The sequence below is a fragment of the Rhizobium sp. CC-YZS058 genome (genome assembly GCF_034720595.1).
Lineage (GTDB): Bacteria > Pseudomonadota > Alphaproteobacteria > Rhizobiales > Rhizobiaceae > Ferranicluibacter.
The window spans coordinates 2,991,660-3,014,489 of the sequence record NZ_JAYESJ010000001.1 but is presented as its reverse complement, the minus strand read 5'-3'; the positions used below and the strand labels follow the sequence as shown (position 1 = coordinate 3,014,489).

The following is a 22,830-nucleotide window of genomic DNA, read 5'->3' as shown; positions in this document are numbered from 1 at the left end:
CGATGAAGGATATTCTCACCACTGCCAAGGCCGCCGAGTACCTCGGCGTGTCGATCCGAACGACGCAGCTCTGGGTCGAGAGCGGCCGCCTGGCGTCCTGGAAGACCCCGGGCGGCCATCGCCGCATTCCGCGCCAAGCGGTTCTTGATTTGATCGATGAATCCCCACGCCCTTCAACGGTGTTGCTCGCTCGTGCGGTCGTATGGGCCGCACGAGGCCGGGCTGCTGAGTGGAAGACCACAGGGTTGCCGGGGACCGGTCTTCTGCTGCATGCGGTAGAAGAGGCGGCGGACGTGAAACTGTTGCTCGATGAAGCGACGCCGACCGTGCTGGTCATCGAGGCAGCCGAGGATGATGACTGCGGCCGCCTTCGCAGCGAATTGAGCCGGGACAGCCGCTATGCGCAGACGATCCTGGTGACGATCAGAGACCGATTGGCCAAGCCATCGGTGTCTCGGGATGGTCGGCGGATCACGTTGCAAAGGTCGCCCGACGTCCGGTCACTGAGTGAAGCGCTCGTGACTGCGCTTGGCCAGCGGCGCGGAGTGAGCCATCCGAGTTCAGCCTACCCGACACCCCTGAACGAGCCGGCGCGGCTTGCTGCCGTGCATCGCTCCGGCCTCGTCGGTTCGCAGCCCGATCCCCGCTTTGATCGTCTGGTCCGTCTGGCTGCCATGGCGCTGCATGCGCCGATTGCCATGTTCACGCTCATCACCGAGGATCAGCAATGGTTCAAGTCGAGGGTTGGCTTCGACGGGCAGAGCACGGCCCGCGACTGGGCGTTCTGCAACGAGACCCTGGTCGCCAACACCTTGACCATCATCGAGGACATGACCACGTCGCCGGCCCTGGCCGCGAACCCGACCTTGCAAGAGCCCTATGGGTTCCGTTTCTACGCCGGCGCGCCTGTGCGCGATCCGCTGGGCTTCGCGCTTGGCTCGGTCTGCGTCATCGACGTGGTCCCGCGAAGCCTGAAGCCGGATGAACGGGACGCGCTGACGACGATCGCCGACGCCCTGTCCAACCTCATCCGCCTGCAGCCTCTCGAAGCCGGGCAGACGCGGCAACGCGACAAAGCAGTTGCCGACTCTCGATGAGCGCACCCGTCAGGACCAAGGCCGACCATGCAGCTCCGCTCAGGCTCTCGTTGCTCGATCATCTTCCTGTGTTCGATCTGTACAGGATACCGCGCTGCTGACATGGTTGTACCATAACCGGCTGGCAGAGAGGGGGCTGACGACATGTCGGAAGGATCCTCCGATGCCAAGCCGATCGCCTTGTCCCTGCACCGGTCGCGGGGTCTCGATCCACGAGGACGGAAAGGCGTTCTCCACGTTCAGAGAGGAGTTCCCCTTGCTTTCTCCACCTCGCTCTTCTTCGGCTGAGCCGGCGTTCCTGCAGCGCGTGAGCACTCCCGCACCTTTCCTCGATGGGGAAGGCAAACGCATTGGCTGACCTGCCCGCTGCCTCGCTGGCCCATCTGCGCCAGCCGGACCTGGACGCGCTACGGCCAGTGTTCTCGACCCATAAGCCACGTATTCTGATCCTCTACGGCTCTCTGCGCGCCGTGTCCTACAGTCGGCTGCTGGCGGAGGAAGCCGGACGGCTGCTGGAGCACTTCGGCTGCGAGGTGCGGATCTTCGACCCGGCCGGACTGCCGCTTCCGGACGCCGAACCCGTGACCCATCCCAAGGTTCAGGAGCTGCGCGCGCTGACGCAGTGGTCGGAGGGCCAGCTGTGGGTCTCGCCGGAGCGGCATGGGGCGATGACCGGAATCATGAAGGCCCAGATCGACTGGATCCCGCTCGCGGTCGGGTCGATCCGGCCGACGCAGGGCAAGACACTCGCCGTGATGCAGGTCTCGGGCGGCTCCCAGTCGTTCAACGCGGTCAACCAGCTTCGTGTGCTTGGTCGCTGGATGCGCATGGTCACCATCCCCAACCAGTCCTCGGTCGCCAAGGCTTTTCAGGAGTTCGACGCGGACGGCCGCATGAAGCCGTCTTCATACTATGACCGCGTCGTCGACGTCTGCGAGGAGCTGGTGAAGTTCACGCTGCTGACACGCGACGCCAGCACCTATCTCACGGATCGCTACAGCGAGCGGAAAGAAGAGGCGGAGAAGCTGGAAGAGCGCGTGGGCCTCGAATCCCTATGACCGAAAGGCTGCCGATCGGCGCGATCTCCGCGTTGGGCGTGACGCAGATCATCGGTTACGGCACGCTGTATTACAGCTTCAGCATCCTCGCGCCGAGCATGGGCGCTTCCCTCGGCTGGTCGCAGGAATGGATCTTCGCCTCCCTTTCGATTGCGCTGCTCGTGGGCGGGTTCACGGCACCCTGGTTTGGCAGCCTCATCGACCGGGTCGGGGCGGGTGTCGTCATGACGTTCGGTTCCGCCGCGGCGGCCGCCGCCTTGATCGCTTGCGCCTTCGCGCCCGGTGGAAGCACCTTCGTCGCCGCGCTGATCGGCATCGAGGTCGCCGCCAACCTTGTCCAGTACGGCGCAGCCTTCGCGCTGCTTGTCCAGCTTCAACCGAACGCGGCCCAGCGTAGCATCACCGCCCTGACGCTGATCGCCGGCTTCGCTTCGACCCTGTTCTGGCCACTGACGTCAGGGTTGCATGCGGTTCTTTCTTGGGAAAAGGTCTACCTGATCTTCGCCGCGTTGAACCTTCTGATATGCCTTCCACTGCATGCATGGCTGGCACAAGGCGCATCACGCAGCCGCAAGCAGACCGCGTCACCCTTGCCACTGCCGGTGGCCGGCACCCTGCCGCCAGAGCGACGGCGTGCGGCATTTGTGATCATGACGCTGGGCTTCGCCCTGCAATATCTTGCCGGCTCCGCCGTGCTGGTGCACATGGTCCCCCTGTTGGCCGGGCTGGGGCTTGGCGCGAGTGCTGCTGTCGTCGGTAGCCTATTCGGTCCCTCGCAGGTGGCGAGCCGCCTGCTCAACATGGGGCTTGGCAGGCGGCTCGCTCCCCTCCATCTCGCTCTGATCTCCGCCGCTCTGATCCCGGTCAGTGCGGCGATCCTCATCCTGACCGCTCCGCTCGTTCCAGGCGCCATGATCTTCGCCGTGATTTTCGGCATGGGCAATGGTTTGTTGAGTATCGTCTCCGGCACACTCCCCCTGTCGCTCTTTGGCAGCGACGGCTATGGCAGGCTTCAGGGACGAATGATGGCGGCTCGTCTGGTCGCTTCGGCACTGGCGCCCTTTATGCTGTCCTTTACGATGACCTCGTTCGGGATCCCGGCATCGATCGGTGGCATCATCAGCCTTGCGGCCATGGCCGTCATCGCTTTCGCAATCCTGCTCCGATTTCATCGGCCACGCTGACCGCACAGAGAGGAGCTCGATCTGTTGAGGTTGTCCTCGATATGCGTCGAGCGCGTCCAAAGCCGGCGGACGTTCCGAAGGATCGGGCGGCAGGTGTGGTCCGGCTTGATCTCCCGCATCGGAGACGACGCCGTCCCGCTCGACCACCTATCGGGCCGGCAGAGGCCAGCGCCCATTCCGACCTGCACTGTCCTGCAAGAGGTTGCTGCCGAAGCGCTTACAGACCTCGATCAGCCCGTCCGGCAGCAGGCCAGACGTCCACCAGAGAGCACGAACCACGGCTGACCGTCGATCTCGATCACGCGGATGGAATTGGAGAGAGAGTTGGGGTTCGGATCAAGGCTGCCAGAGGTACATAATCGGGTACCAAGCGAGGGCTGCGGTCCATTCTAAGCATCTGTTTTGATTGTGAACTGGAACGTTGGCTGGGGAACCTGAGTTCACATGATTTTAATAGCTTAGAGAAAGATCTTTGAAATTCCCTCTGTTTTCCCATCGCGAGCGACCGTGGATGCCAGCTTTGTGCCTTGGCTTTGGGTCCCAATCAACCGGATGGCGAAGCGGCAATAATTTCCGCTTGCGGATCTCAAGTTTGCTGGGGCGCAGACATAAGACTGCCCCGCAGCTTTGGCCTTCATATCCGACATAAGAAACGTCTGTCGCGTTCATGAAAGCGGGTGTGGTCCAGAGCGCAGCGATCGGCGCTATGCGCGCAAGCTGAAGGGTTTAGCGGACGCCACCCGATCGCTGTCGCCTACCATCAATGTAGTGAAGCTGGCGCGGGAGCGTCCGTCCTGTCAGCAGATGCCGTCACTACTCTTGTCCGTGACGTCACGGTCGTCTTCGACATCGACCCCCTTCGACATTGGCTTAGCGTGACACGCGGCTCAGCTTCACGCCGGGGAAATCGACCGGTACGTCCAACGCGACATTCACGTAGTTGGTGAACAGGTTGAGGGCCACGTGTGCGATGATCTCGACAACTTCCCCGTCGTCGAAGCCAGCATCGCGAAGGCCATCGACATCGGACGCGTCGATGTTCGCGCGGTTCTCAACGACGTGGAGCGCGAAGGCCAGAGCGGCTGCTGTGCGCGGGTCGGCCGAGCGGCCGACCTGGGCTTCCGCCATCTCCTCAGCCGTCGCACCGGCCCTGCGGCCAAGGCCGGTGTGGGCTGCCAGGCAGTAGTGGCAGGCGTTGCGGTCAGCGATCGCAACCGCAATCTGCTCTCCGAGCTTCGCGCCCAGTCGGCCGTGGCCAAGCGCGCCGAAGGCGCTCCACATGCTCGACAGCGCGGCCGGCGAGTTTGCCACTGCCTTGAACATGTTGGGCACGACGCCGAAGGCGGACTTCACTTGGGCGAGCGTGTCGGCGACGCCGCCTGTTGCGCTGGCGGGATCGATAAGGGTAATTCTTGTCATGTTCTTTTCCTTCATTTGCCTGGAGGGGAGAATGAGCCGGTTCGTCGATGGCAGTCGGCGAACCGGCGCCTGCAAGCTTACCTGGTCTGATCGACCTTGCCTGGGAGACTGAGGGTGCCGGACGCGACCTTAAAGACGTCGCTGACGCAGAGCAGCGGCGCATGCAGGTTCCCGTTCACCTTGAGACCCGCAGTTACGCCGTCGAAGGACGCGCCCTTGATCCCGTCTATCAGCGAAACGGGAATTTCGACATCGACTGCGTCGCCCGAGAACCTGGTCGGATAGTCGGGGCTATCGATCAGAAGCGGCACACCTGGCCAGGTCTTCGGGACCTTCGGCTTGGCATCCTTCGCGATGTCGACGACCTTCAGCCCTGCGCCGCAGGCTGCGTCCTTCGCAAGCACCACCCAATGCGGATGCCAGACATGGCGGTTCTTGCCGCCATAGGCCGCATCGTCGAAGTCCGGATGGAAGGTGACGGCGAGGGCGACGATGCCCTGCTTGCTGTCGAAGCCAATCTCGCCGCTGTCGAGCGTGGTCGGCCAGACATAGGCATAGACGCTCGATCCACCGAACTTGCCGGTCGTGTCTGGCTTGTCCTTGCCGGCTTCGCCACGGACGCGGGTCGTGAACACGGCCGTGTCGCCCTTGGTGATGATCGTCGTCTCGACGATGTCGAACGAGGCCTGCACGGCCTGGTCCGGTGCAGCCTTGACCGGATGCGCGAGCGCAGGCGTCAGCCATAGCGAGACCGTCCCGGCGGCGGCGAGCGCCCCGGTGAGGATCGGGTTCCACATGATGATGTCCTTTCTATTCTGCCTGGAGGGGTTGAGATTATCCCGTTTGAAATGCGGCCCAGGTGGCAGCCCGGATCGCGGGATCGGCTTGTTCGTGTTCACGGCAATCGACGCGCAGATCGCGCTGACCAAAGGCCGCATTCACGAGATGGCAATGATGGGGGCGGTCCTCATCCGGATGGGCGAAGGGCCCGAAGTAGCGGCAGGTCACGCACATGCGCTGGACGGGAATAGCGTTCTGCTCCTGAAGATGCCGGATCATCTTGACGAGGGCGAGCAGCAGCTCTTCCTGTTCGCGGTCCTCCAGCGATCCGACCGCCTGCTCGCCGAGATCGCCGCCTTCATGGGCAAGCGCCGCGAGGCCGTCCTCGGTGAGCGCGACGCTGACGGCCCGTTTGTCGGCTGCATCAGCCCGCTTCACCACGAGTCCCTTCTTCTCCAGAGCGAGAATGGAATCCGTCGCAGTGGGCTGCGATACCCCGAGGTGCGCGGCGACGTCCTTCACGCCCATGCCGCTTCCGCGTCCCTCAAGCAGGGTCAAAATGGCCAACTGTGTCGGGTTTACTCCGGACGCCTTCGCCCGGTTCCACTCGTCCAGACGGGCGATCATGGCCATCCGAGCAAGGCCCTCGCGGATGCGGTAGTTGATCGACAGGGGGTTCTTCGGCGTTTCCATAGTGCAAGGATAGATAGGATTCCTATCTATGTCAAGCAGTCACCATTGGCGCGGCTTGATCCACGTGATCTCGGAGACGTCACTAAACGACCACTTCAGCGCGGTCTCATGCTATACCGTTATAAAGGCCGAGTGCTTCTCGCGTTTCCGTGTCGGCGCGCCGCCGCCATGAGATCGGCCGTGATGTCCAGGACAGCGGACAAGCTGATCGGTTCAGGACTGTGTTCGCCTCTTGGGATGGCACTCTTCGAACTTCAATATGACAGGGTAGATCGAGCGATGTGGGATTGGGTCCCAGTAGTCTTTCTGGTGTTCAAGGTCGGTGCGCTCGGAACAGCGATGTTCTACGCCATCAAGTGGCATTACGATCAGAGCGAAAGAGGAAGCGGCCGGGCATTTATCCGAACAGGCGCCTTGCTTGTTGCCGGTTTCCTGGTCTCGCTGTTAGTCGTCGGGTTTCTCGCGTACTTCCTCAGCAGCATGCTTGGGCTGGATTTGAGTATGCCGTGACACCCGAAACAAGGATCCCGTATGCGAGCTGCTGATAGGTCCTTACCAAGCACTGAACCAGCGGGCAGCTAGTCTATGCAGGAAAAGCACGCGCTGTCGCCAGAGCAGGGCCGTGCGTCCCGAGACACGGAATCCACACGGCGATACGCCAAGCGTTTTCGGCTGACGCTTACCGTGAGAGGGCGGGTGGTCGGTCCCGATGCTGAAGCGCTCTTATTCCTCATGAAAACGAGTCCCGGACAGCTCCTGTCCAAAACAACGCTGGCCCGGAGCGAGTTCATTGCTTTCTACGCAGCGTGATCCTTGTCAGCTCGGAGGAGACGCCGAGCCTCAACGCAAACCCCGGCCAGAGGCCGGTCCCGTTGCTCACGTAGAGCGTCATGCCACCGATCTCGTAGCGGCCGGAAACAAATCCGTTGTTGGCTCGGGCGACCAGGAGGTCCAGCCCCCGGATCATGCCGCCATGGGTATGCCCGGAAAGCTGGAGCGATACGCCTGCCGCCGCCGAATTCCGGGCCATCATGGGTTGGTGGTCGAGCAGGATGACGGGAGTGTTGGCCGGCGCTCCCGCGAGTGCTTTCGTCAGATCGGGAGCCGGTGCGCCGTGTCCGGGCGCTGAAAGATCCGTGACGCCGGCGAGGATGAGCGCATCGTCGCCTCGCGTAAGCACGGCATGATCATTCAGAAGGAACCTCATGTTCAGCATCGCGAGGTGGCGCATCCACGCATCGTAGCTGAAGAAGTACTCGTGGTTGCCGGGGATAGCGTAGACACCGTCGCGGGCACGCAGTCCGGCAAGCGGAGCGACATCGTTCCAGCGGTTCTCGACGCTCCCGTCGATGAAGTCTCCGGTGACGACGATCAGATCGGCTTCCAGCCCGTTCGTCCTCTTAACGATCCTCTCTGCCCAGTATGCGGGGAAGAGCCGGCTAATGTGCAGATCGGTGAGCTGTACTAGGCGATACCCATCGAAGGCAGGCGGCAACCCGGAAATCTCGATTTCGACGTCCCTCACGGGCGGGACCCTGATCGCCTGACTGACACCGAGTACGGAAAGCATGAGCGCGGCCGAGCCGATAGCGTATCGGAGGGGAGGGGGCACCGGCTGAAGTTGTCCCCTAATTGCAGCAATCGCAAGAAAGAGGACGTCAATCGCGATCTGGAATACGGCAAGCAGGACAATAGCGCCGAACAGGATGTTGAACGTGATGATCAGCGGTCGTGGGAACTCGGGCGAGAATACCGAGCCGGAGGACAGCCGGCTGACCAGATGATACTGCGAGGCGATCAGAAGTAGGACGGCGACCGCCACCTTCACCGACCAGAGCCACGGCAGGGGCTGAAGAAAGCGGAGGACGACGACGAGCCATGGGAGGCCAAAGATCAGGTGGAACATAAGCCTCTTTCAATGGCCTGCCGATGATGGCACGAGCTTCACCATACCTTACGCGGTTCCGCCATCGGATCCTGAGTGGTGAAACTCGTGCGGAAGGTGTGATGCATAGCTACCGCTTGCAGCGTTCATTCTCCAGTCGAACTATCTTCACTGGCAAAAACTACGAAAGGACACAACGTCACTGCCTCTGCAGCGCGAGCCAGATGCCGAGCTCGATTTGGCGTGTACCGATCGCCTTGCCCATCTATCAACCCGCTCCGGCACGTCTGCGCATCAGGCTTCCGACGGGCCGGCTCCGAGCGTCAAACGCGCCGTTACGGCGATGCTCAGTCCCGTAATCAAACCGAAGGCCTTCGCGCGCTCGCCATCCAGCCAGATTGTCGTCGAGTTCGAGCAGCGTGTCTTCAAACTCGAAAGGCTGCCGCTGGACGGCGAGTGGGAGCATGATCTGAAGGATGAGACGGTGAAGCACGCCTTCGGATGAGCGACAGAAAGATCGTGCGGTGGGATACGGTTTGACAACCAAGGTCCTAAAGACTTCTGCAGCCCAGCACCGTCGGACCGCTCTCACCAGGGTTTGAGACAATAAAGCCTTAGAAGCCTCCCATCAATGGATCCCGGAGTTTCGGTTGGGCAGACCGAGATGGAAGCCGATAGTCTCTGGCGGGCTCGCCCGGCGTGTGCATCAGCGGAAGATTCTACTGAATTCAGAGCCCTGACGCAGTAACATTTAACGTTTGCTCAACGCAATATCCCCAATGCTAGGGACATCGTCCCAGCATGAAGCAGGGGATCGTGCACGACGCTCGCAGATTTTCCGATGCGCAGCCGGCACAACCGTCGCCCAGAGGGTTTTATGTCGCTGATCGATCGTCTTCTCCAAAGCCGCAAGATTGTTACGAAAGTGCTTCTTTTTGTGGTGCCGCTCATCCTGCTGATCGCCGGTGTCGGACTGGCGGGCTACTATACGGCGAGCACGCTCAACGGCCACATGACCGTTACCCGTGCGACGATCGAGAACATCGGCGATTTCGAGAACGTTCAGGGGGCCTTGCAGAGTTTCACGGACGAGCCAGGGGAGGCGTCCAGGGCAGCTCTCAAGGCAGCAATCGATCGGCAGGACAAGGGCGTCAAAGCTCTCGATGCGTTGATCGTGGCGCCAGGAGATCGCGAACGGCTTGCCGCAATCGACGGCTTGGCGGAAACCATGCACCAGAAGGCCGATATGCTGTGGGCGATCAAGCAGAAACGCGACAGCAGTGCCGCGTCGATCAGCGCCCAGACAACCGAGATCGTTGCACTCGGCGGGACGATCGAGCAGCGGATTGTCGACATCCGCAAGCAGTTCGAGGGCAGGGAACGCTTCGCCAAGTCGGCGGTGCTGGAATCCTTCGCCTTCAAGACGATCTTGGACCGCATCACCAACATGCAGAAGGCCGTTGGCGGCAGTTTCAGCGACGATGGCGTCGTTCAATCCGCTGCCCTCTACATCGATCCGCTGATCAAGGAATTTGAAAATGTCCGGCCGCTAGTGGCCGCCAAGGTGATGAAAGGACTCGATCCGATACTCAAGGCAGCCGTCGATCTTCAGCAGGTCGCTGCCTCTGCCGGTGACGTCGCCGCAAAGAGTCAGCAGGTCCGCGACGCCATGAGCACGTTCCAGCGCTTCCAGTCGGATCTTCAGGCCAAGATCGTCAAGAAGTCGGGGGACGCGGCCGATCGGTTCGCAGGGCTCGAGGGCGAGGTGAACACGCTAAGGGAACTGCTGGCACAGGTGGAACAGTCCTCAACGCTTATCGATTCGCTCAACCTGCACATGGAACGGCTGCGCGGCCAGCTGAGCGCTGAGGCTCAGGAGGTCGTGGCCGCCGACATCGCTGCCCTGCGGGCCGCTGCCGCCAGGGTGTCCGAGCTTGGCAGCTCTGACGAACACTTGAAGGATTTTGCCCGCAATCTCGGCCAACCGCTTAACGTCCTGGAGCCCGAGAGCCGCGCCATCCTGGCCATTGAGGGGGATTGGCACATGGCACGGGATGAAGCGACGGAAACTCTGAAGCGGGGCATGAGCGACCTCAAGAACTTCGTCGCCCAGGCGCAGGAGGTCGGCAAGGAAGACAGCGAATGGTCGGCGAACGTCTCTGTCGTAGCAATGGTGCTCGGAACGCTCCTGGCGATCGCCGGGGGGCTGATGCTTGTGGAGACGCTGCGCGGTCCGCTGCGCCGGGTCACCGAGGTGATGAAGCGTCTGGCAGACGGCGATCTCGACGTACGGATCGAGGGTCGTGAGCGGGGCGACGAGATCGGCGAAATGGTTCGTTCGGTGAATGTCTTCCGAAGCGCGGCTCTCGAGAACATCCGGCTCGACCAGGAGGCCAAGGCGGCGCGAGAATTGTCGAGCGCAGAAGCGGAGCGCCGCAATGCCGAGCGGGGGCGTATCGCTGCAGAACAGCGTCAGGCGTTGACCGCCTTGGCCGGAGTGCTGGCGAGCCTTGCAGAAGGCGACCTCGAGACCTTGATGGACGAGAAACTGCCGGACGACTTCGCCGAGATGGCCAGTACCTATAATCTGGCTGTCGAGGCGCTGCGCGCAACCTTGTCGGATGTTCGCTCGGCAACCTCGGAGATCGACGGCGGAACCGGCAATCTGGCAGCTTCGGCCGATGAACTGGCGCACCGGACAGAACAGCAGGCCGCAGCTCTCGAACAGAGTTCGCGGGCGCTGCACCATCTGAGCGAGATCGTCAAAGGCACGGCCACGAGCGCGCATCAGACGTCGAAATCGGTCAATGAGACCGAGGCATTCGCAGTCCGCTCTGGCGAGGTGGTCACGCGGGCCGTCGAGGCGATGGGCGAAATCAGCCGCTCGTCCGAGAATATCGCGCGGATCATCGGCGTCATCGACGAGATCGCTTTCCAGACCAACCTTCTGGCCTTGAACGCCGGTGTCGAGGCCGCTCGCGCTGGTGAGGCGGGCCGTGGATTTGCCGTCGTTGCCCAGGAGGTCCGCGAGCTGGCGCAGCGTTGCGCCAGCGCTGCCCGCGAGATCAAGACCCTGATCTCGGCTAGTTCGACACAGGTGGAAAGCGGTGTTCATCTGGTCGAGGAGACTGGCGGGGCGCTGAGCCAGATCATCGCCCACATATCGGACGTGCGCAAACTGGTGGCGCAGATTTCCGCCGCTGCCGAGGAACAGTCGACCGAGCTGACGCAGGTGACCCGCGGCGTCCAGGAGGTCGAGCTGATCACCCAGCGCAACGCCGCTATGGTCGAGGAGAACAATGCGGAGATCCATGGACTGCGCCGACGGGTCGAGGCCCTGACCTCGAAGATTGCCCGTTTCAAGACAGGCGAGCGGGCCCTGCAACTGCAGGCGGACGGGATCGGCGGCGACAGACGCCGTAATGCCGCCTGAGGCGAAATAGCCGATGCGTGACTTCGTAGCCTCGTTTCGAGGTGAACGGCACTTCGAGGCCTTGATCGTTGTGGCGAGCAGCGGAGCGACACTAAGACGGGGCTTACTCAGGCAGATCTCCGGCCCCGTTGCGGAAATGGTTTCCGCTTTGCGCCTCCAATTTCTGTCAATGGGAGGGTTACGACATTGCTCGCTGCACTGTCGCTGGGCTTAGAAAGGCAATCGGACTGCAGGGCGTCATTCGTGCGCCGTCATGAGCCCTTCACTCTGAAGAGGTCGCTCGCACCTATCTGGCTCAGGCTGGTCAGGCCCATAAGGGCCAAATTGCGGTGGAGTTCCGTTTTGAGGATATCGGCCGCAAGCAGGGTGGCGTCGAGGCCGCCGATCGAGGCGGCGTAGAGGAATGGGCGGCCGACGAAGACGAAGCGAGCGCCGAGTGCCAATGCCTTCAGGATGTCGGAGCCGCGTCGGATGCCGCCGTCCAGCATAACAGGCAGCTTGTTCCCGACCGCCTCGGCGATCGGTGGCAGCGCGTCGAGCGGGGACAGGGCGCCGTCCAGCTGGCGCCCGCCATGATTGGAGACGATGATGCCGTCGACACCCAGGTCTGCCGCCTGGTGGGCATCGTCTTCGTGGAGAATACCCTTCACGACAAGGCGTCCCGCCCATCGCGTGCGGATGCGTTCAAGATGCGCCCAATTAAGATGGTCCTTCTTACCAAAGTCGCGCATGACCGAAGACGAGATGATCGGAGCGCCGCGGGTCGCGTAGGAATTCTCGAAATGTGGGATGCCCTGCCGCAGGATCGTGCGCAGGAAGGTGCCCGCGGTCCAGCGCGGATGCGAGATGCCTTGCCAGGCAAGGCTGAGGCTGGGCCTCAACGGCGTCGAGAAGCCGGCGCGAATATTGTTCTCGCGGTTGGCGAGTGCGGCCGTATCGACGGTGAGCACGAGCGTGCCGAAGCCGGCGGCGGTCACCCTGTCCACCAAAGCGTCGATCCGGTCGGTTTCGCCGGGCAGATAGGCCTGGAACCAGGCGTCCGGCGCAGCTCTGGCGATCTCTTCCATCGGGATCAGCGAGGAGCCGCTCATGATCACCCCGATGTCCGCGCGTGCGGCGGCCTCAGCCAGCACCAGATCGCCGCGATAGGCCATCAGCGCGCTAATCCCCATCGGAGCGATCCCGAAGGGCGCCGCATAGGTCTTGCCGAAAAGCTCGGTGGTCATGGAGCGCTCGGAGACATCGCGCAGTACTCGCGGCCGGAAGGCGTAAGCCTGGAACGCGGATGCATTCATTCGAAGTGAGGCATTGGTTTCCGATGCGCCGGCGATATAGCCGAAGAGCGGGCGCGGCAGGTGGCGCTGCGCCCGCGTCTCGAAATCGTCGAGCGAGAGGATGCCCGTCAATCGTCCCCGCCCGAGCGGGCGGGGCTGGGTTGGCTTGCCCATGCTGCTAGTCCTCGCTAGCCTCGAAGGCTTCCTTGCGGCTCTTCCGGATGGCGGGCAGGATCAGCGTCAGCAGCATGCCGGCCGTGATCAGAAGCAGCACAGCGCTGATCGGACGTTCGACGAAGACCAGCGGATCGCCCTGGGAGAGGAGAAGGGCGCGCCGAAGATTGGTCTCGAGCAGCGGTCCGAGAACGAAGCCGAGCAGCAGCGGCCCCGCCTCGCAGCGCGCCTTGCGCAGGACATAGCCCAGAATGCCGAACAGGATGACCAAAGCGACGTCGAAGCCGCGATTGTTGACGCTGTAGACGCCGATGCAGCAGAAGAGCAGGATTGCGGGATAAAGCAGCCGATAGGGAACCTTCAGCAGCCGCACCCAGATGCCGATCAGCGGCAGGTTGATGACGAGCAGCATCGCATTGCCGAGCCACATGGAGGCGACCAGCCCCCAGAACAGTTCCGGCTGGTTCTGGATGACCGAGGGGCCGGGCGTGATCCCATGGATCGTCATCGCGCCAAGCATCATCGCCATGATCGAGTTGGAGGGGATGCCGAGAGTGAGCAGCGGGATGAAGGAGGATTGCGCGCCGGCATTGTTGGCCGCTTCGGGGCCGGCGACACCGGCGATCGCGCCATGGCCGAACTTTTCCGGCGTTTTTGAGATCTTCTTTTCCACCGAATAGGCGCTGAAGGCGCTGAGCGTCGCGCCGCCCCCAGGCAGGACGCCGAGCAGCGTGCCGACCGCCGTGCCGCGCAGAACGGCGGCCCAGCTTTCCTTGAACTCCTCCCGCGTCGGCCAAAGGCGCCCGATCGTGCTTTGCAGGACGCCGCGCGCTTCCTTGAATTCGAGATTGCTGGCGATCTCGGCGACGCCGAACAGGCCGACCGCGATGACGACGAAGTCGATGCCGTCATAGAGCTCGGTCGAGCCGAACGTCAGGCGGGTCGAGCCGCTGTTGACATCGATGCCGACCATGCCGAGCACAAGGCCAAGGCAGACCATGCCGATCGCCTTGATCACCGATCCATGGGCGAGGATCGTCGCCGCAAGGAGCCCGAAGACGCAGAGCGAGACATATTCCGCGGGGCCGAAGGACAGGGCGAAGGAAGAGAGCGTGGGGCCCGCCACCGCGAGGCCGATTGTCGCGACGGTTCCGGCGAAGAAGGAGCCGAGCGCCGCGATCGCCAGCGCGGCACCCGCTCGTCCTTTGCGCGCCATCTGGTAGCCGTCGATCGCGGTCACCACCGCCGAGGCCTCGCCAGGCAGGTTGACGAGGATCGCCGTGGTCGAGCCGCCATATTGCGCGCCGTAGAAGATGCCGGCCAGCATGATGAGGGCGGCGAGCGGCGGCAGGAAGAAGGTGACCGGCAGGAGAATGGCGACCGTCGCGGTCGGGCCGATCCCCGGCAGGACCCCGATCAGCGTTCCGAGGAGGGCACCGATGAAGCAGAACAGGAGGTTGGTAGGCGTCAGGGCTTCGGAGAAGCCGAGCATGAGAACGTCGAGAAAGGCCATGGATGTTTCCTCCGGTCCCGGTCAGAACGGCAGGATCGGCATCTGGACGCCGAGACCGTAGATGAAGACGAGCGCGCCGAAGAGCGTCAGCAGCAGCGTCGAGATGGCGATCTCGCGCCAGCGCGATTCCTGATCGGCCAGACTGCCGATGACGAGCAGCCAGATGGTCGAGACGACGAAGCCGAGTGGTTCCGCCATCAGGGCAAAACCCGCAATCGCCACGACGAGGATGATCAGCGGCTTGATGTTGGACTCGCCGATCGGATCGAAGCTTTTGGCCAGGCCTTTGACGAGCACCCAGCCGCCGATCGCGATCAGCAGGCCGCAGATGACGTCGGGCAGGAAGCCCGGTCCCATCATGGCGGCGGAGCCGAAGCGCAGGTCGCGCCCGGCCCAAAGGCCAAGCGCTCCCAATCCGACCATTAGCACGCCCGCCAGGATATCGGGACGATCCCCTTTTGTCTTGGAGGAGCCGCTCATCACTGCACCCAGGGTGTTTCGTTCCAGATCTTTTGGAAGCGCGCCAGGCGATCGGGCATCTGCTTTTCCCAGTCCGGCCCGGAGAGGTAGGCGAGGGGCAGAGCGAGCTGCTTGGCCTGCTTCTGGAACTCCGGATTGTCGAGGACCTTCTTCATCGCCTCGGAGAACTTCAGAGTAATGTCGTCGGGCAGATCGCGCGGCGCGGCGATGCCGCGTTCTGACGTCATCTGGACGTCGAAGCCCTGTTCCTTGGCGGTCGGGACATCGGGCAGCTGCGGCGACCGTTCGGCGCCGAAATGGCCGATCATGCGCAGGCCCGAGGTGTCGTTGCCGGCAAACTCGCTGACATTCAGGCCGCCGCCGGAAACCTGCGCGCCGAGAACGGCGGTCCGCGTTTCGCCCGCGCCGCTGAAGGGGATGTGGGTGAAGGTGGTCCCGGATGCCGCGCCGAGCAGGATGATCGCTAGATGGTCATCGGTGCCGACGCCGGAGGAGCCGTAGGAGATCGCGCCGGGATTGGCCTTCGCCGCATCGACGAAGTCCCTGAGCGTCTTGATCTCGGAGGCGGCGGGCACGACCACGGCGGTCGGATCGTCGACGATGCGGACGATCGGCTTGATTGTCGCCGGATCATAACCGAGCTTGCGCTGCACCTGCATCGACAAATAGCCGGGCGTGTTGATGTAGGAGAAGGTGTAGCCGTCCGGCTTCGACTTCGACAAGGCGGTATAAGCGATCTCGCCCGAGGCGCCCGGCCGGTTCTCGATGACGATATCGGCGCCGAGTTCCTTTTCGAGGAAGGGCTCGATGGCGCGGGCCATGACGTCGGTGCTTCCGCCCGGTGCGAAGGCGACGATCATCTGGATCGGGCGGTCGTTCGGCCAGTCGGCATGCGCCAGTGAGACGGAAGCTGACAGCGCCACAGCGGCCAAAGCGAGTTTCGTGGTCAGTCTCTTCATGTTCCAATCCTCCATTGGAAGCTGCGGGCCCGGTCCCGCCGATCAGCCGGGTTCTCCTCCCATGGCCGCCGAAAGCTTGTTGGCGGCCATCTGGAGCGTCTTGAGATGGGTGGTGATGGCGTCTTCGGTGAAGCGGGCCGGCGGCCCGGTCAGCGCCAGCGATCCGAACAGCGTGTTGCCATCGCGGAAGATCGGCACGGCGAGGCTGGCGACCTGCGGGTCGCGCTCCCCGAAGGTGGCGAAGAAGCCCTGGCCGCGAATCTCGTCATAGACGGAACCCTGCTTGCCGGTGAAGGCCAGGATGACGCGACCCGGTGCGCCGAGTTCTAGCGGCATCGTGTCGCCGACCCGGGCGGAATGGCGGATCGATTGATGGGAATCGTGGCGAAACAGGCAGACGCGCATCTGCCCCTCGCGGACATAGACCGCGGCGCTCTCGCCCGTTTGATCGACAAGCTCCGTTAGCAGCGGCTCAACCACATCGGCCGCGCGGAAGGTGGACTGGTAGATATTGCCGAGCTTCATAAGCTTCGGACCGAGCCGCCAGCTGCCATCCTCGTTGCGGATGAGCAGACCGAATTTTGCGAGCGACCGCGCGATTCGCAGGACCGTGGATTTGTCCAGTTCGACTCGACGCGAAAGTTCGCCGAGCGACAGCGAGAAATCGCGCTCGGTAAAGGCTTCCAGCAGTGAGGCCGCGCGTTCGACCGCAGCGACGCCGTTCGAGTTCCCAGGCATTAGCTCCTCCCAAAAAGATGCTCTACGTTGTACCGAGTACAACACCTTTTCATCAAGTACAATACGCGATAAACGTTATTCGTCAACGGGTACTGACCGTTTGAGTGAACGCACTGGGTGAATGAGGGAGGAGCAGATGATCGCAGCAGCCGAATCGGGCGCAGGGAAGGGTGGCCGGGTCATGGTCACAGGCGCCGAACTGGTGGAGGAGGCCAGGGAATTGCTGGCCGCCCATCAGGTGGATGTCATCTATGCGCCCGCCTACTCGACCTCCGACGACCTAGCGTCACTGGCGCGCGAAAGCGCGGTGGACGCGATCCTGGTTCGCCAAGGCCAGATCTCCCACGCCGTCATCGAGGCATCGCCCCGCCTGCGCGTGGTTGCTAAGCATGGCAGCGGCGTCGACAATATCGATCTTTCTGCCGCCACGGCCCGTGGCGTGCCCGTGCTCCGGGCGCTTGCCGCCAATGCGCAGTCGGTCGCCGAGCTAGCGATCAGCCTGACGGTGAGCCTGATGAAGGACGTTGTGCCGCTGGATGCAGCCGTGAAGGGCGGATCCTGGCCGAAGACCAAATATGTTGGGCGCGATCTCGCCGGTGCGGTGTTCGGGGTGATCGGTTTCGGCGAGATCGGCCAGCGGGCGGCAGCGCTTGCGCGCGGCCTCGGGATGGAGGTCGCCGCCTATGACCCTTTCGCCGGCGATGTGTCGGGCATCGTCGTCAGTCGTGATCTCGCCGAGGTTCTGAAGAAAGCCGATATCGTCAGCCTTCACTGCCCGCTGATCCCGCAGACCCATCACCTGATCAATTCTGAACGACTGGCCCTGATGAAGCCGACGGCTTTCCTCGTCAACACCGCCCGTGGTGCCGTGGTTGACGAGGCAGCCTTGGTCGCGGCTCTCCGTAACGGGACGATGGCCGGCGCGGCGCTCGACAGTTTCGAGTCCGAGCCGCCGGCCAAGGACAATCCGCTCTGGACGCTGCCCAATGTGATCGCCACCCCGCATGTCGGCGGGGCAAGCCGCTCGGCGCTCCGCAACATGGCGGTGCAGAGCGTCCGGCACATCATCGGCGTCCTCGAAGGCCATGGCTACGACCGCCAGGCGCTCGCCAACACGGACCTGATTGCCGCTGCCTGAGGCGGCCATCTCTTTAAGAAGGAGGAATGGAATGATCGGATTTCGAGTCTGCCGCCGGGAGCGGAAGGTCGAGACACGATGGGTGGAAGCCTTTCGCAGCCTGCCCGTCGCCAATGTAAGCGATGTGATGAGCCGCATGACCGCGGCCGGCGCGGCGCTGCGGCCCTTTTACACCGGCGCCACCATGATCGGCCCGGCAGTCACCGTGAAGGCGCGGCCGGGCGACAATCTCATGGTCCACAAGGCGCTCGACCTTGCCGAGCCGGGCGATGTCGTCGTGGTCGATGCCGGCGGCGACCTGACCAATGCCATCATCGGCGAGCTCATGGTTGCCCATGCCGACCAGCGCGGCCTGGGCGGCATCGTCATCTTCGGCGCTATCCGCGACAGCGCCGAGCTCAGCGCCGGCTCCTTCCCCGTCTTTGCCTGCGGCGTTACCCATCGCGGCCCCTATAAGGACGGCCCTGGCGAGGTGAACGTGCCGATCTCCATCGGGGGCATGGTCATCCACCCCGGCGATCTCGTCTGCGGCGATCGCGACGGCGTGCTGAGCGTGCCGATCGACGATGTCGAGACCATCTACACGGCTGCCACCAAGAAGCACGAGGCCGAGACCCGACAGATGGAGAATATCCGCAACGGGAAGAACGACCGTGCTTGGGTGGATGCCGCGCTGCAGAAGCAGGGTTGCGTCATCGAGGGCTGATCGGTCGACAGTTACGAAGGAATGACTTCCACTCCTCGCAACTGCAAGCCTACGTTCTTTAAAGATCGTGTCCCACGCTGTGGGGCACGGCCTCTCGAACTTGCAAGCGCGGGAGCCGGGTCGAAGCGTGGCCTTTGTCGCTGCGACCTTCCCCCGCCACAGCGCCCGGCTCCGTGTGTCGATTGACACGCCCTATTTTCGCTACTGAGGCGCGCGCTTTGCAGGGGTGCGCACATGTCACCGCCGCGAAGGGCGAGGCGTGGAGCGCAGTGCGGTTTAACCTCGGGGCTACTTCGCAGGCCTATCACCACTGCCGCTTCATTCTCTCCCACGTCGACCATTTCACCATTGTGCAACCGGCAGATTTTGGTATACCAGCAATATGCCAAGAGGTAATGCGCTATGTCGACTGTTTTGATCTCGGGGGCCAGTCGCGGTATCGGCTTCGAACTGGCGCGCCAATTCGCCAATGACGGCTGGAGCGTGATCGCGACAGCGCGGGATCCGGCCTCCGCCGCGGCGCTCGCCGCTCTGCCGAACACACGCGTACTGCCGCTTGAAGTGACCGATGCCGCATCAATCGAGGCTCTGCTGACCGCGCTCGATGGAGAGCCGATCGACGTGCTGATCGCCAATGCCGGGATTGCGATCAATCTCGAGGCCAAGCCGATCGAGGTGACGCGCGAGGATTTTCTCTTGCTGCAGGAGACGAACGCCTTTGCTCCGCTCGCGCTGGCAGCGGCGCTCAAGCCCAATATCCTCGCTGGCGAGCTGAAGATCGCGACCGCCATGTCCAGCCTGATGAGCTCTATCTCTGCCAATGACTGGGGCACACAATATACCTATCGCGCTTCGAAGACCGCACTCAACGCGCTGTGGCGTCAGCTCGCGCAAAGATGGGCACCCGAGGGCATAACTTGTACCCTTCTGCGCCCCGGCCTCGTCGCCACGCAGATGACCGGCTTCAACGGCCTGCCGGTCGAGGTGAGCGTTCGGGGCATGAAGGCCGTCGTCGAGAGGCTGAGCCTGAAGGATAGCGGGCGGATCATCGGTTATGACGGCACCGACGTGCCCTGGTAGGAGCAAGACATGCCGACCATTCTCATCACCGGTGCCAATCGCGGGATCGGTCTAGACGTCGCCCGGGCCTACGCCGCCGATGGCTGGCGCGTCATCGCGGCAAACCGAACTCCTTTTGCTGCGGAGGCTGCTGCCATGCTGGGCAGCGTAGTCGAGGAGATCCCCTACGACGCGTTGGACGACGCCGCGACCGATGACCTCGCGAAGCGGCTTCGGGGACGGCCCGTCGACGTGCTGTTCTGCGCAGCGGAGCTCAGGGGCGGGGAACGCCTGAAGCCTGATGTGATAACGCGGGACGTGTGGCGGCCGATCATGCTTACCAATGCCTATGCTCCGCTTCGCCTCGCAAGCCTGCTTGAACCGAACCTGCGCGCCGGCTCAGGCAAGGTGCTGGCGGCAATCTCGCGGCACGCCTCGACGCTCGCGACCGATGGACACGCCTCCGATTTTGCCTATCGGGCGTCCAGGGCCGCGCTCAACCAGCTGTGGCGGACGCTGTCCGTCGAGTGGCGGGACTGGGGCTGCAAGGCCCTGCTGCTCTGCCCCGACAGCATGCAGCCGCCGCAGGGCGCGACACCCGGCTTCCCCACGAGATCCGATGCGGTCGCCAGCTTACGGACGCTGATCGCATCTGTCTCGCTGGAGCAGAGCGGCCAGCATTGGAGCGCTGATGGCCACGTGCTGCCCTGGTAGCTCGACTGCCTTTCCGTCAGTAAGCACTCTCACTCGACATCCCTGTTCGATCGACGGTGGCTCGAAAGTCGTGGGCGTAGCTCGCGATTGCTGGCACCAGCTCGCGTTGGGACCGAAGCTTCCAAGCGCACGCAGCGGAGCCAAACGCACTCGTTGAACAAAGGCGTTGACCATTGTGTACCGTTGGTATTCCAATGGAGTGCCAAATCTTAACGGAGATGTCATCATGCCTATCAAGCCGTGGCGCGCCACCTGCATCCAAATGGACAGCCGTGTCGCCAGCAATGCCGAAAGCCGCGAGGAAGCCTGGGCGATCATTGAGAACAATCTTGCTCGCGCCATCGAAAAGATTGAAATTGCCTGCTCAAGCGCCGAGCCGCCAAAGCTCGTGGTCTTGCCGGAATTCGCCTTCCAGGGTCCGCCGCGGGCGACGCCGGTCAGTGTCTGGATCGATCGAGCCTGCGCCGAGATCCCTGGGCCGATCACCGATCGTCTGGCCGCTGTTGCCCGGACTTATGAGATATTCATCGCCGGCAACCATTTCGAAGTCGATCCCCGCTGGCCGGACCGCTACTTTAATTCCTCCTTTCTCCTTGATCCCAAGGGCGAGGTGATCCTGCGCTACAGACGTATCAACACCGCCAGCTGGACCTCGCCGCACGACATCCTCGACAACTATCGCGAAGCCTATGGCGAGGATGGCATCTTCCCCGTCGTCGAGACCGAGCTTGGTCGCCTGGCAATCTTTCCCTGCGGCGAGGTCAGCGTGCCCGAGCTTTCGCGCGTCTTCATGCTGCGCGGCGCCGAGGTGCTCCTGCATCCGTCCAACGAGCCGGTCAGCGCGCGGGCCGATGCCGCCAAGCTCTGCCGTGCGGCGGAGAACATGTGCTACCTGATCAGCACCAATGTCTCGGGCAGCATTGGTTTCTCCGACGCCGATCGCGGCGGCCATTCCCAGATCGTCGACTTCAACGGCACCTATCTGGCTTTCGAGACGAGCGATGCGGAAAGCAATGCTGCCTCGGCCATGATCGACATCGAGGCGCTGCAGGCCGCGCGGCGTGATACAGGCATGGGAAATGCCCTCCTGCGCTCCCGCTTCGACATGTACCGGGACTATTTCGCCAAGGCCAACTTCTACCCGGTCAATGCCCTCGCCGACGGGGCGTTCGAAACTTATGGCGAGCTGACGCCGATCCACGACCAGGCCGTCGCCAACCTGACCAAGGCCGGCGTGATCCGTTAGCGGTTGAGAGAACTAGCGAGGCGGGGTTGCCCCGCTTCGTATTGGCTCGGTAAGCGCGCCATCGCGTAAGTGATTGGCTCCATTTTGACGACTTTTGCCTATAAATGCATCGTGATTTCTGGTTGCCTACAGAAGTTACAAAGCCGCGTTGACAGCCGATATTCCCTTGGCATACCATCAGAATGCCAAATAAGAATAGGGGAACCAAATGGGACTTCGAATGATGCGCTTCATCGCGCCGCTTCTGGGATGTGCGGCGCTCAGCGTGCTTGCCGCCTGTCCGTCTCTCGCACAAGACAAGGTCAAGGTGCGTCTTGCCTGGGTGGCGGGCGGCGTCGATGCGCCGATCTTCATGGCGGCCTCGAAGGGGTACTTCAAGGATGCGGGGCTCGACGTCGATATTGTCGACGGCAATGGCAGCACCGGCACGATCCAGGCCATTGGCAGCGGCGACTTTGACATCGGCATTGCCGGTCTCGGAGCCCTGGCGCAGGCGCAGCAGGGTTCGGGCGCCGATACGATCATCGCGGTTGCCGGCCTTCTGCAGAAGGATCCGACCGCCATCATCAGCCTGAAAGGTTCCGGCATCACCAAGCCCAAGGATCTCGAAGGAAAGCGGCTCGGCACCGATGCCGGCAATTTTGAAGATGGGATGATCAAGGCCTTCGCGGAAGCGAACGGCGTCGACATGGGCAAAATCGAGGTCGTCATGATCAATGGCGGCGGTGACCGTGTCGCTCTTCTGAAGCGCGACGTCGATTTCATCAATGGCTGGGCCAATCCCGACGGTGACAAGGTGGCCGCCCAGGCGCCGATCGAGCCGCCGATGCTGTTCGCCGATTACGGCGTCAACATTCTGGGTTCAAGCGTCATCGTGCGCAAGGACTACCTCTCGACCCATGCCGAAACGGTCAAGAGCTTCCTCGTCGCGCTGCAGAAGGGCAAGGCAGCCGCCGCGGCCGATCCTGATGGGGCGCTGAAAGTACTGATGGAGGCGCGGCCCGATTCCGATGAGGAAGGCATCCGCGGCGAAATTGCGACCATGCCGAAATACGAGCACACGGCGGCATCCGAGGGCAAGGCTTACGGCTGGATTGCCAAGGAGGATGTCGATCTGACGATTTCGCTTCTCGAAAAGTACAGTGGCATGAAGCCGGGGCTGACGTCCGACAAGATCTATGACGGCTCCTACCTGCCTGCCAACTGACGCCCCCGGAGGGTGGCCTCAGGCCACCCTTCGCCTGACCATTGCGCCATCAGGGCGGCCACTCCTCCGGTAG

21 protein-coding genes are annotated in these 22,830 nt (G+C 62.8%); 12 read left to right on the top strand and 9 right to left on the bottom strand.

The genetic code is table 11. The features are described from left to right. The first annotated feature begins 2 nt into the window (after positions 1–2). The 3 genes from U8330_RS14420 to arsK all read left to right on the top strand — a co-directional run bounded on the left by U8330_RS14420 (position 3) and on the right by arsK (position 3,339). Positions 3–1,097: an excisionase family DNA-binding protein gene (locus tag U8330_RS14420; protein ID WP_323105951.1), complete on the top strand. Its 1,095-nt coding sequence runs from the start codon at positions 3–5 to the stop codon at positions 1,095–1,097. 332 nt (positions 1,098–1,429) lie between these two features. Further along, positions 1,430–2,155 carry an arsenical resistance protein ArsH gene (gene arsH / locus U8330_RS14415; protein ID WP_323105950.1) on the top strand — a complete coding sequence of 242 codons (726 nt, stop codon included), beginning with the start codon at positions 1,430–1,432 and terminating at the stop codon, positions 2,153–2,155. Then, positions 2,152–3,339, top strand: a complete 1,188-nt coding sequence (gene arsK / locus U8330_RS14410; RefSeq protein ID WP_323105949.1) for an arsenite efflux MFS transporter ArsK — start codon at positions 2,152–2,154, stop codon at positions 3,337–3,339. The genes arsH and arsK overlap by 4 nt, the downstream gene beginning before the upstream one ends. 870 nt (positions 3,340–4,209) lie before the next feature. Here the strand turns inward: arsK and U8330_RS14405 are convergent. The 3 genes from U8330_RS14405 to U8330_RS14395 all read right to left on the bottom strand — a co-directional run bounded on the left by U8330_RS14405 (position 4,210) and on the right by U8330_RS14395 (position 6,171). Continuing rightward, positions 4,210–4,773, bottom strand: coding sequence for a peroxidase-related enzyme (locus tag U8330_RS14405; RefSeq protein WP_323105948.1), 564 nt, complete (start codon positions 4,771–4,773; stop codon positions 4,210–4,212). 62 nt (positions 4,774–4,835) lie between these two features. Beyond that, complete coding sequence (locus tag U8330_RS14400) at positions 4,836–5,555, bottom strand: hypothetical protein (protein WP_323105947.1); 720 nt, start codon at positions 5,553–5,555, stop codon at positions 4,836–4,838. Positions 5,556–5,592: 37 nt separating this feature from the next. After that, entirely contained in the window at positions 5,593–6,171 is a 579-nt protein-coding gene (locus U8330_RS14395; RefSeq protein ID WP_323105946.1) for a MarR family winged helix-turn-helix transcriptional regulator, read from the bottom strand. A 243-nt stretch (positions 6,172–6,414) separates the two neighbouring features. On the opposite strand from U8330_RS14395, the gene U8330_RS14390 reads away from it, so the two are divergent. Continuing rightward, entirely contained in the window at positions 6,415–6,741 is a 327-nt protein-coding gene (locus U8330_RS14390) for a hypothetical protein (RefSeq protein WP_323107303.1), read from the top strand. A gap of 277 nt (positions 6,742–7,018) precedes the next feature. Here U8330_RS14390 and U8330_RS14385 read toward each other — a convergent pair whose 3' ends face one another. Then, positions 7,019–8,137 (bottom strand): metallophosphoesterase, encoded by a 1,119-nt coding sequence (locus U8330_RS14385; protein WP_323105945.1) that lies wholly within the window; start codon positions 8,135–8,137, stop codon positions 7,019–7,021. A gap of 322 nt (positions 8,138–8,459) precedes the next feature. Between U8330_RS14385 and U8330_RS14380 the strand changes: the two genes are divergently transcribed. Then, a complete protein-coding gene (locus U8330_RS14380; RefSeq protein WP_323105944.1) occupies positions 8,460–8,621 on the top strand; it encodes a hypothetical protein in 162 nt (53 codons plus the stop codon). A 372-nt stretch (positions 8,622–8,993) separates the two neighbouring features. Then, entirely contained in the window at positions 8,994–11,549 is a 2,556-nt protein-coding gene (locus U8330_RS14375) for a methyl-accepting chemotaxis protein (RefSeq protein ID WP_323105943.1), read from the top strand. 251 nt (positions 11,550–11,800) lie between these two features. On the opposite strand, the gene U8330_RS14370 is transcribed toward U8330_RS14375, so the two are convergent. From U8330_RS14370 to U8330_RS14350, 5 genes are read right to left on the bottom strand one after another with little or no spacing between them, the layout of a single operon-like run. Then, a complete protein-coding gene (locus tag U8330_RS14370) occupies positions 11,801–12,997 on the bottom strand; it encodes an alpha-hydroxy acid oxidase (RefSeq protein WP_323105942.1) in 1,197 nt (398 codons plus the stop codon). 4 nt (positions 12,998–13,001) lie between these two features. Next, complete coding sequence (locus U8330_RS14365) at positions 13,002–14,510, bottom strand: tripartite tricarboxylate transporter permease (protein WP_323105941.1); 1,509 nt, start codon at positions 14,508–14,510, stop codon at positions 13,002–13,004. 21 nt (positions 14,511–14,531) lie between these two features. Next, positions 14,532–14,990, bottom strand: coding sequence for a tripartite tricarboxylate transporter TctB family protein (locus tag U8330_RS14360; RefSeq protein ID WP_323105940.1), 459 nt, complete (start codon positions 14,988–14,990; stop codon positions 14,532–14,534). After that, positions 14,990–15,949: a tripartite tricarboxylate transporter substrate binding protein gene (locus U8330_RS14355; protein WP_323105939.1), complete on the bottom strand. Its 960-nt coding sequence runs from the start codon at positions 15,947–15,949 to the stop codon at positions 14,990–14,992. Before U8330_RS14355 ends, U8330_RS14360 begins: the two co-directional genes overlap by 1 nt. A 42-nt stretch (positions 15,950–15,991) precedes the next feature. Then, a complete protein-coding gene (locus U8330_RS14350) occupies positions 15,992–16,687 on the bottom strand; it encodes an IclR family transcriptional regulator (protein WP_323105938.1) in 696 nt (231 codons plus the stop codon). A gap of 136 nt (positions 16,688–16,823) precedes the next feature. Between U8330_RS14350 and U8330_RS14345 the strand changes: the two genes are divergently transcribed. The 6 genes from U8330_RS14345 to U8330_RS14320 all read left to right on the top strand — a co-directional run bounded on the left by U8330_RS14345 (position 16,824) and on the right by U8330_RS14320 (position 22,757). Next, complete coding sequence (locus tag U8330_RS14345; protein WP_323105937.1) at positions 16,824–17,825, top strand: hydroxyacid dehydrogenase; 1,002 nt, start codon at positions 16,824–16,826, stop codon at positions 17,823–17,825. 31 nt (positions 17,826–17,856) lie between these two features. Continuing rightward, positions 17,857–18,531: an RraA family protein gene (locus U8330_RS14340; RefSeq protein ID WP_323105936.1), complete on the top strand. Its 675-nt coding sequence runs from the start codon at positions 17,857–17,859 to the stop codon at positions 18,529–18,531. A 402-nt stretch (positions 18,532–18,933) separates the two neighbouring features. Beyond that, positions 18,934–19,611, top strand: coding sequence for an SDR family oxidoreductase (locus tag U8330_RS14335; RefSeq protein WP_323105935.1), 678 nt, complete (start codon positions 18,934–18,936; stop codon positions 19,609–19,611). Positions 19,612–19,620: 9 nt separating this feature from the next. Beyond that, positions 19,621–20,304, top strand: coding sequence for an SDR family NAD(P)-dependent oxidoreductase (locus U8330_RS14330; protein WP_323105934.1), 684 nt, complete (start codon positions 19,621–19,623; stop codon positions 20,302–20,304). Between the two features lie 226 nt (positions 20,305–20,530). Continuing rightward, the gene (locus tag U8330_RS14325; protein WP_323105933.1) at positions 20,531–21,550 is read left to right on the top strand and encodes a nitrilase-related carbon-nitrogen hydrolase; all 1,020 of its coding nucleotides are present in this window, start codon (positions 20,531–20,533) and stop codon (positions 21,548–21,550) included. 208 nt (positions 21,551–21,758) lie between these two features. Beyond that, positions 21,759–22,757 carry an ABC transporter substrate-binding protein gene (locus U8330_RS14320; RefSeq protein ID WP_323105932.1) on the top strand — a complete coding sequence of 333 codons (999 nt, stop codon included), beginning with the start codon at positions 21,759–21,761 and terminating at the stop codon, positions 22,755–22,757. Positions 22,758–22,830: the final 73 nt, after the last annotated feature.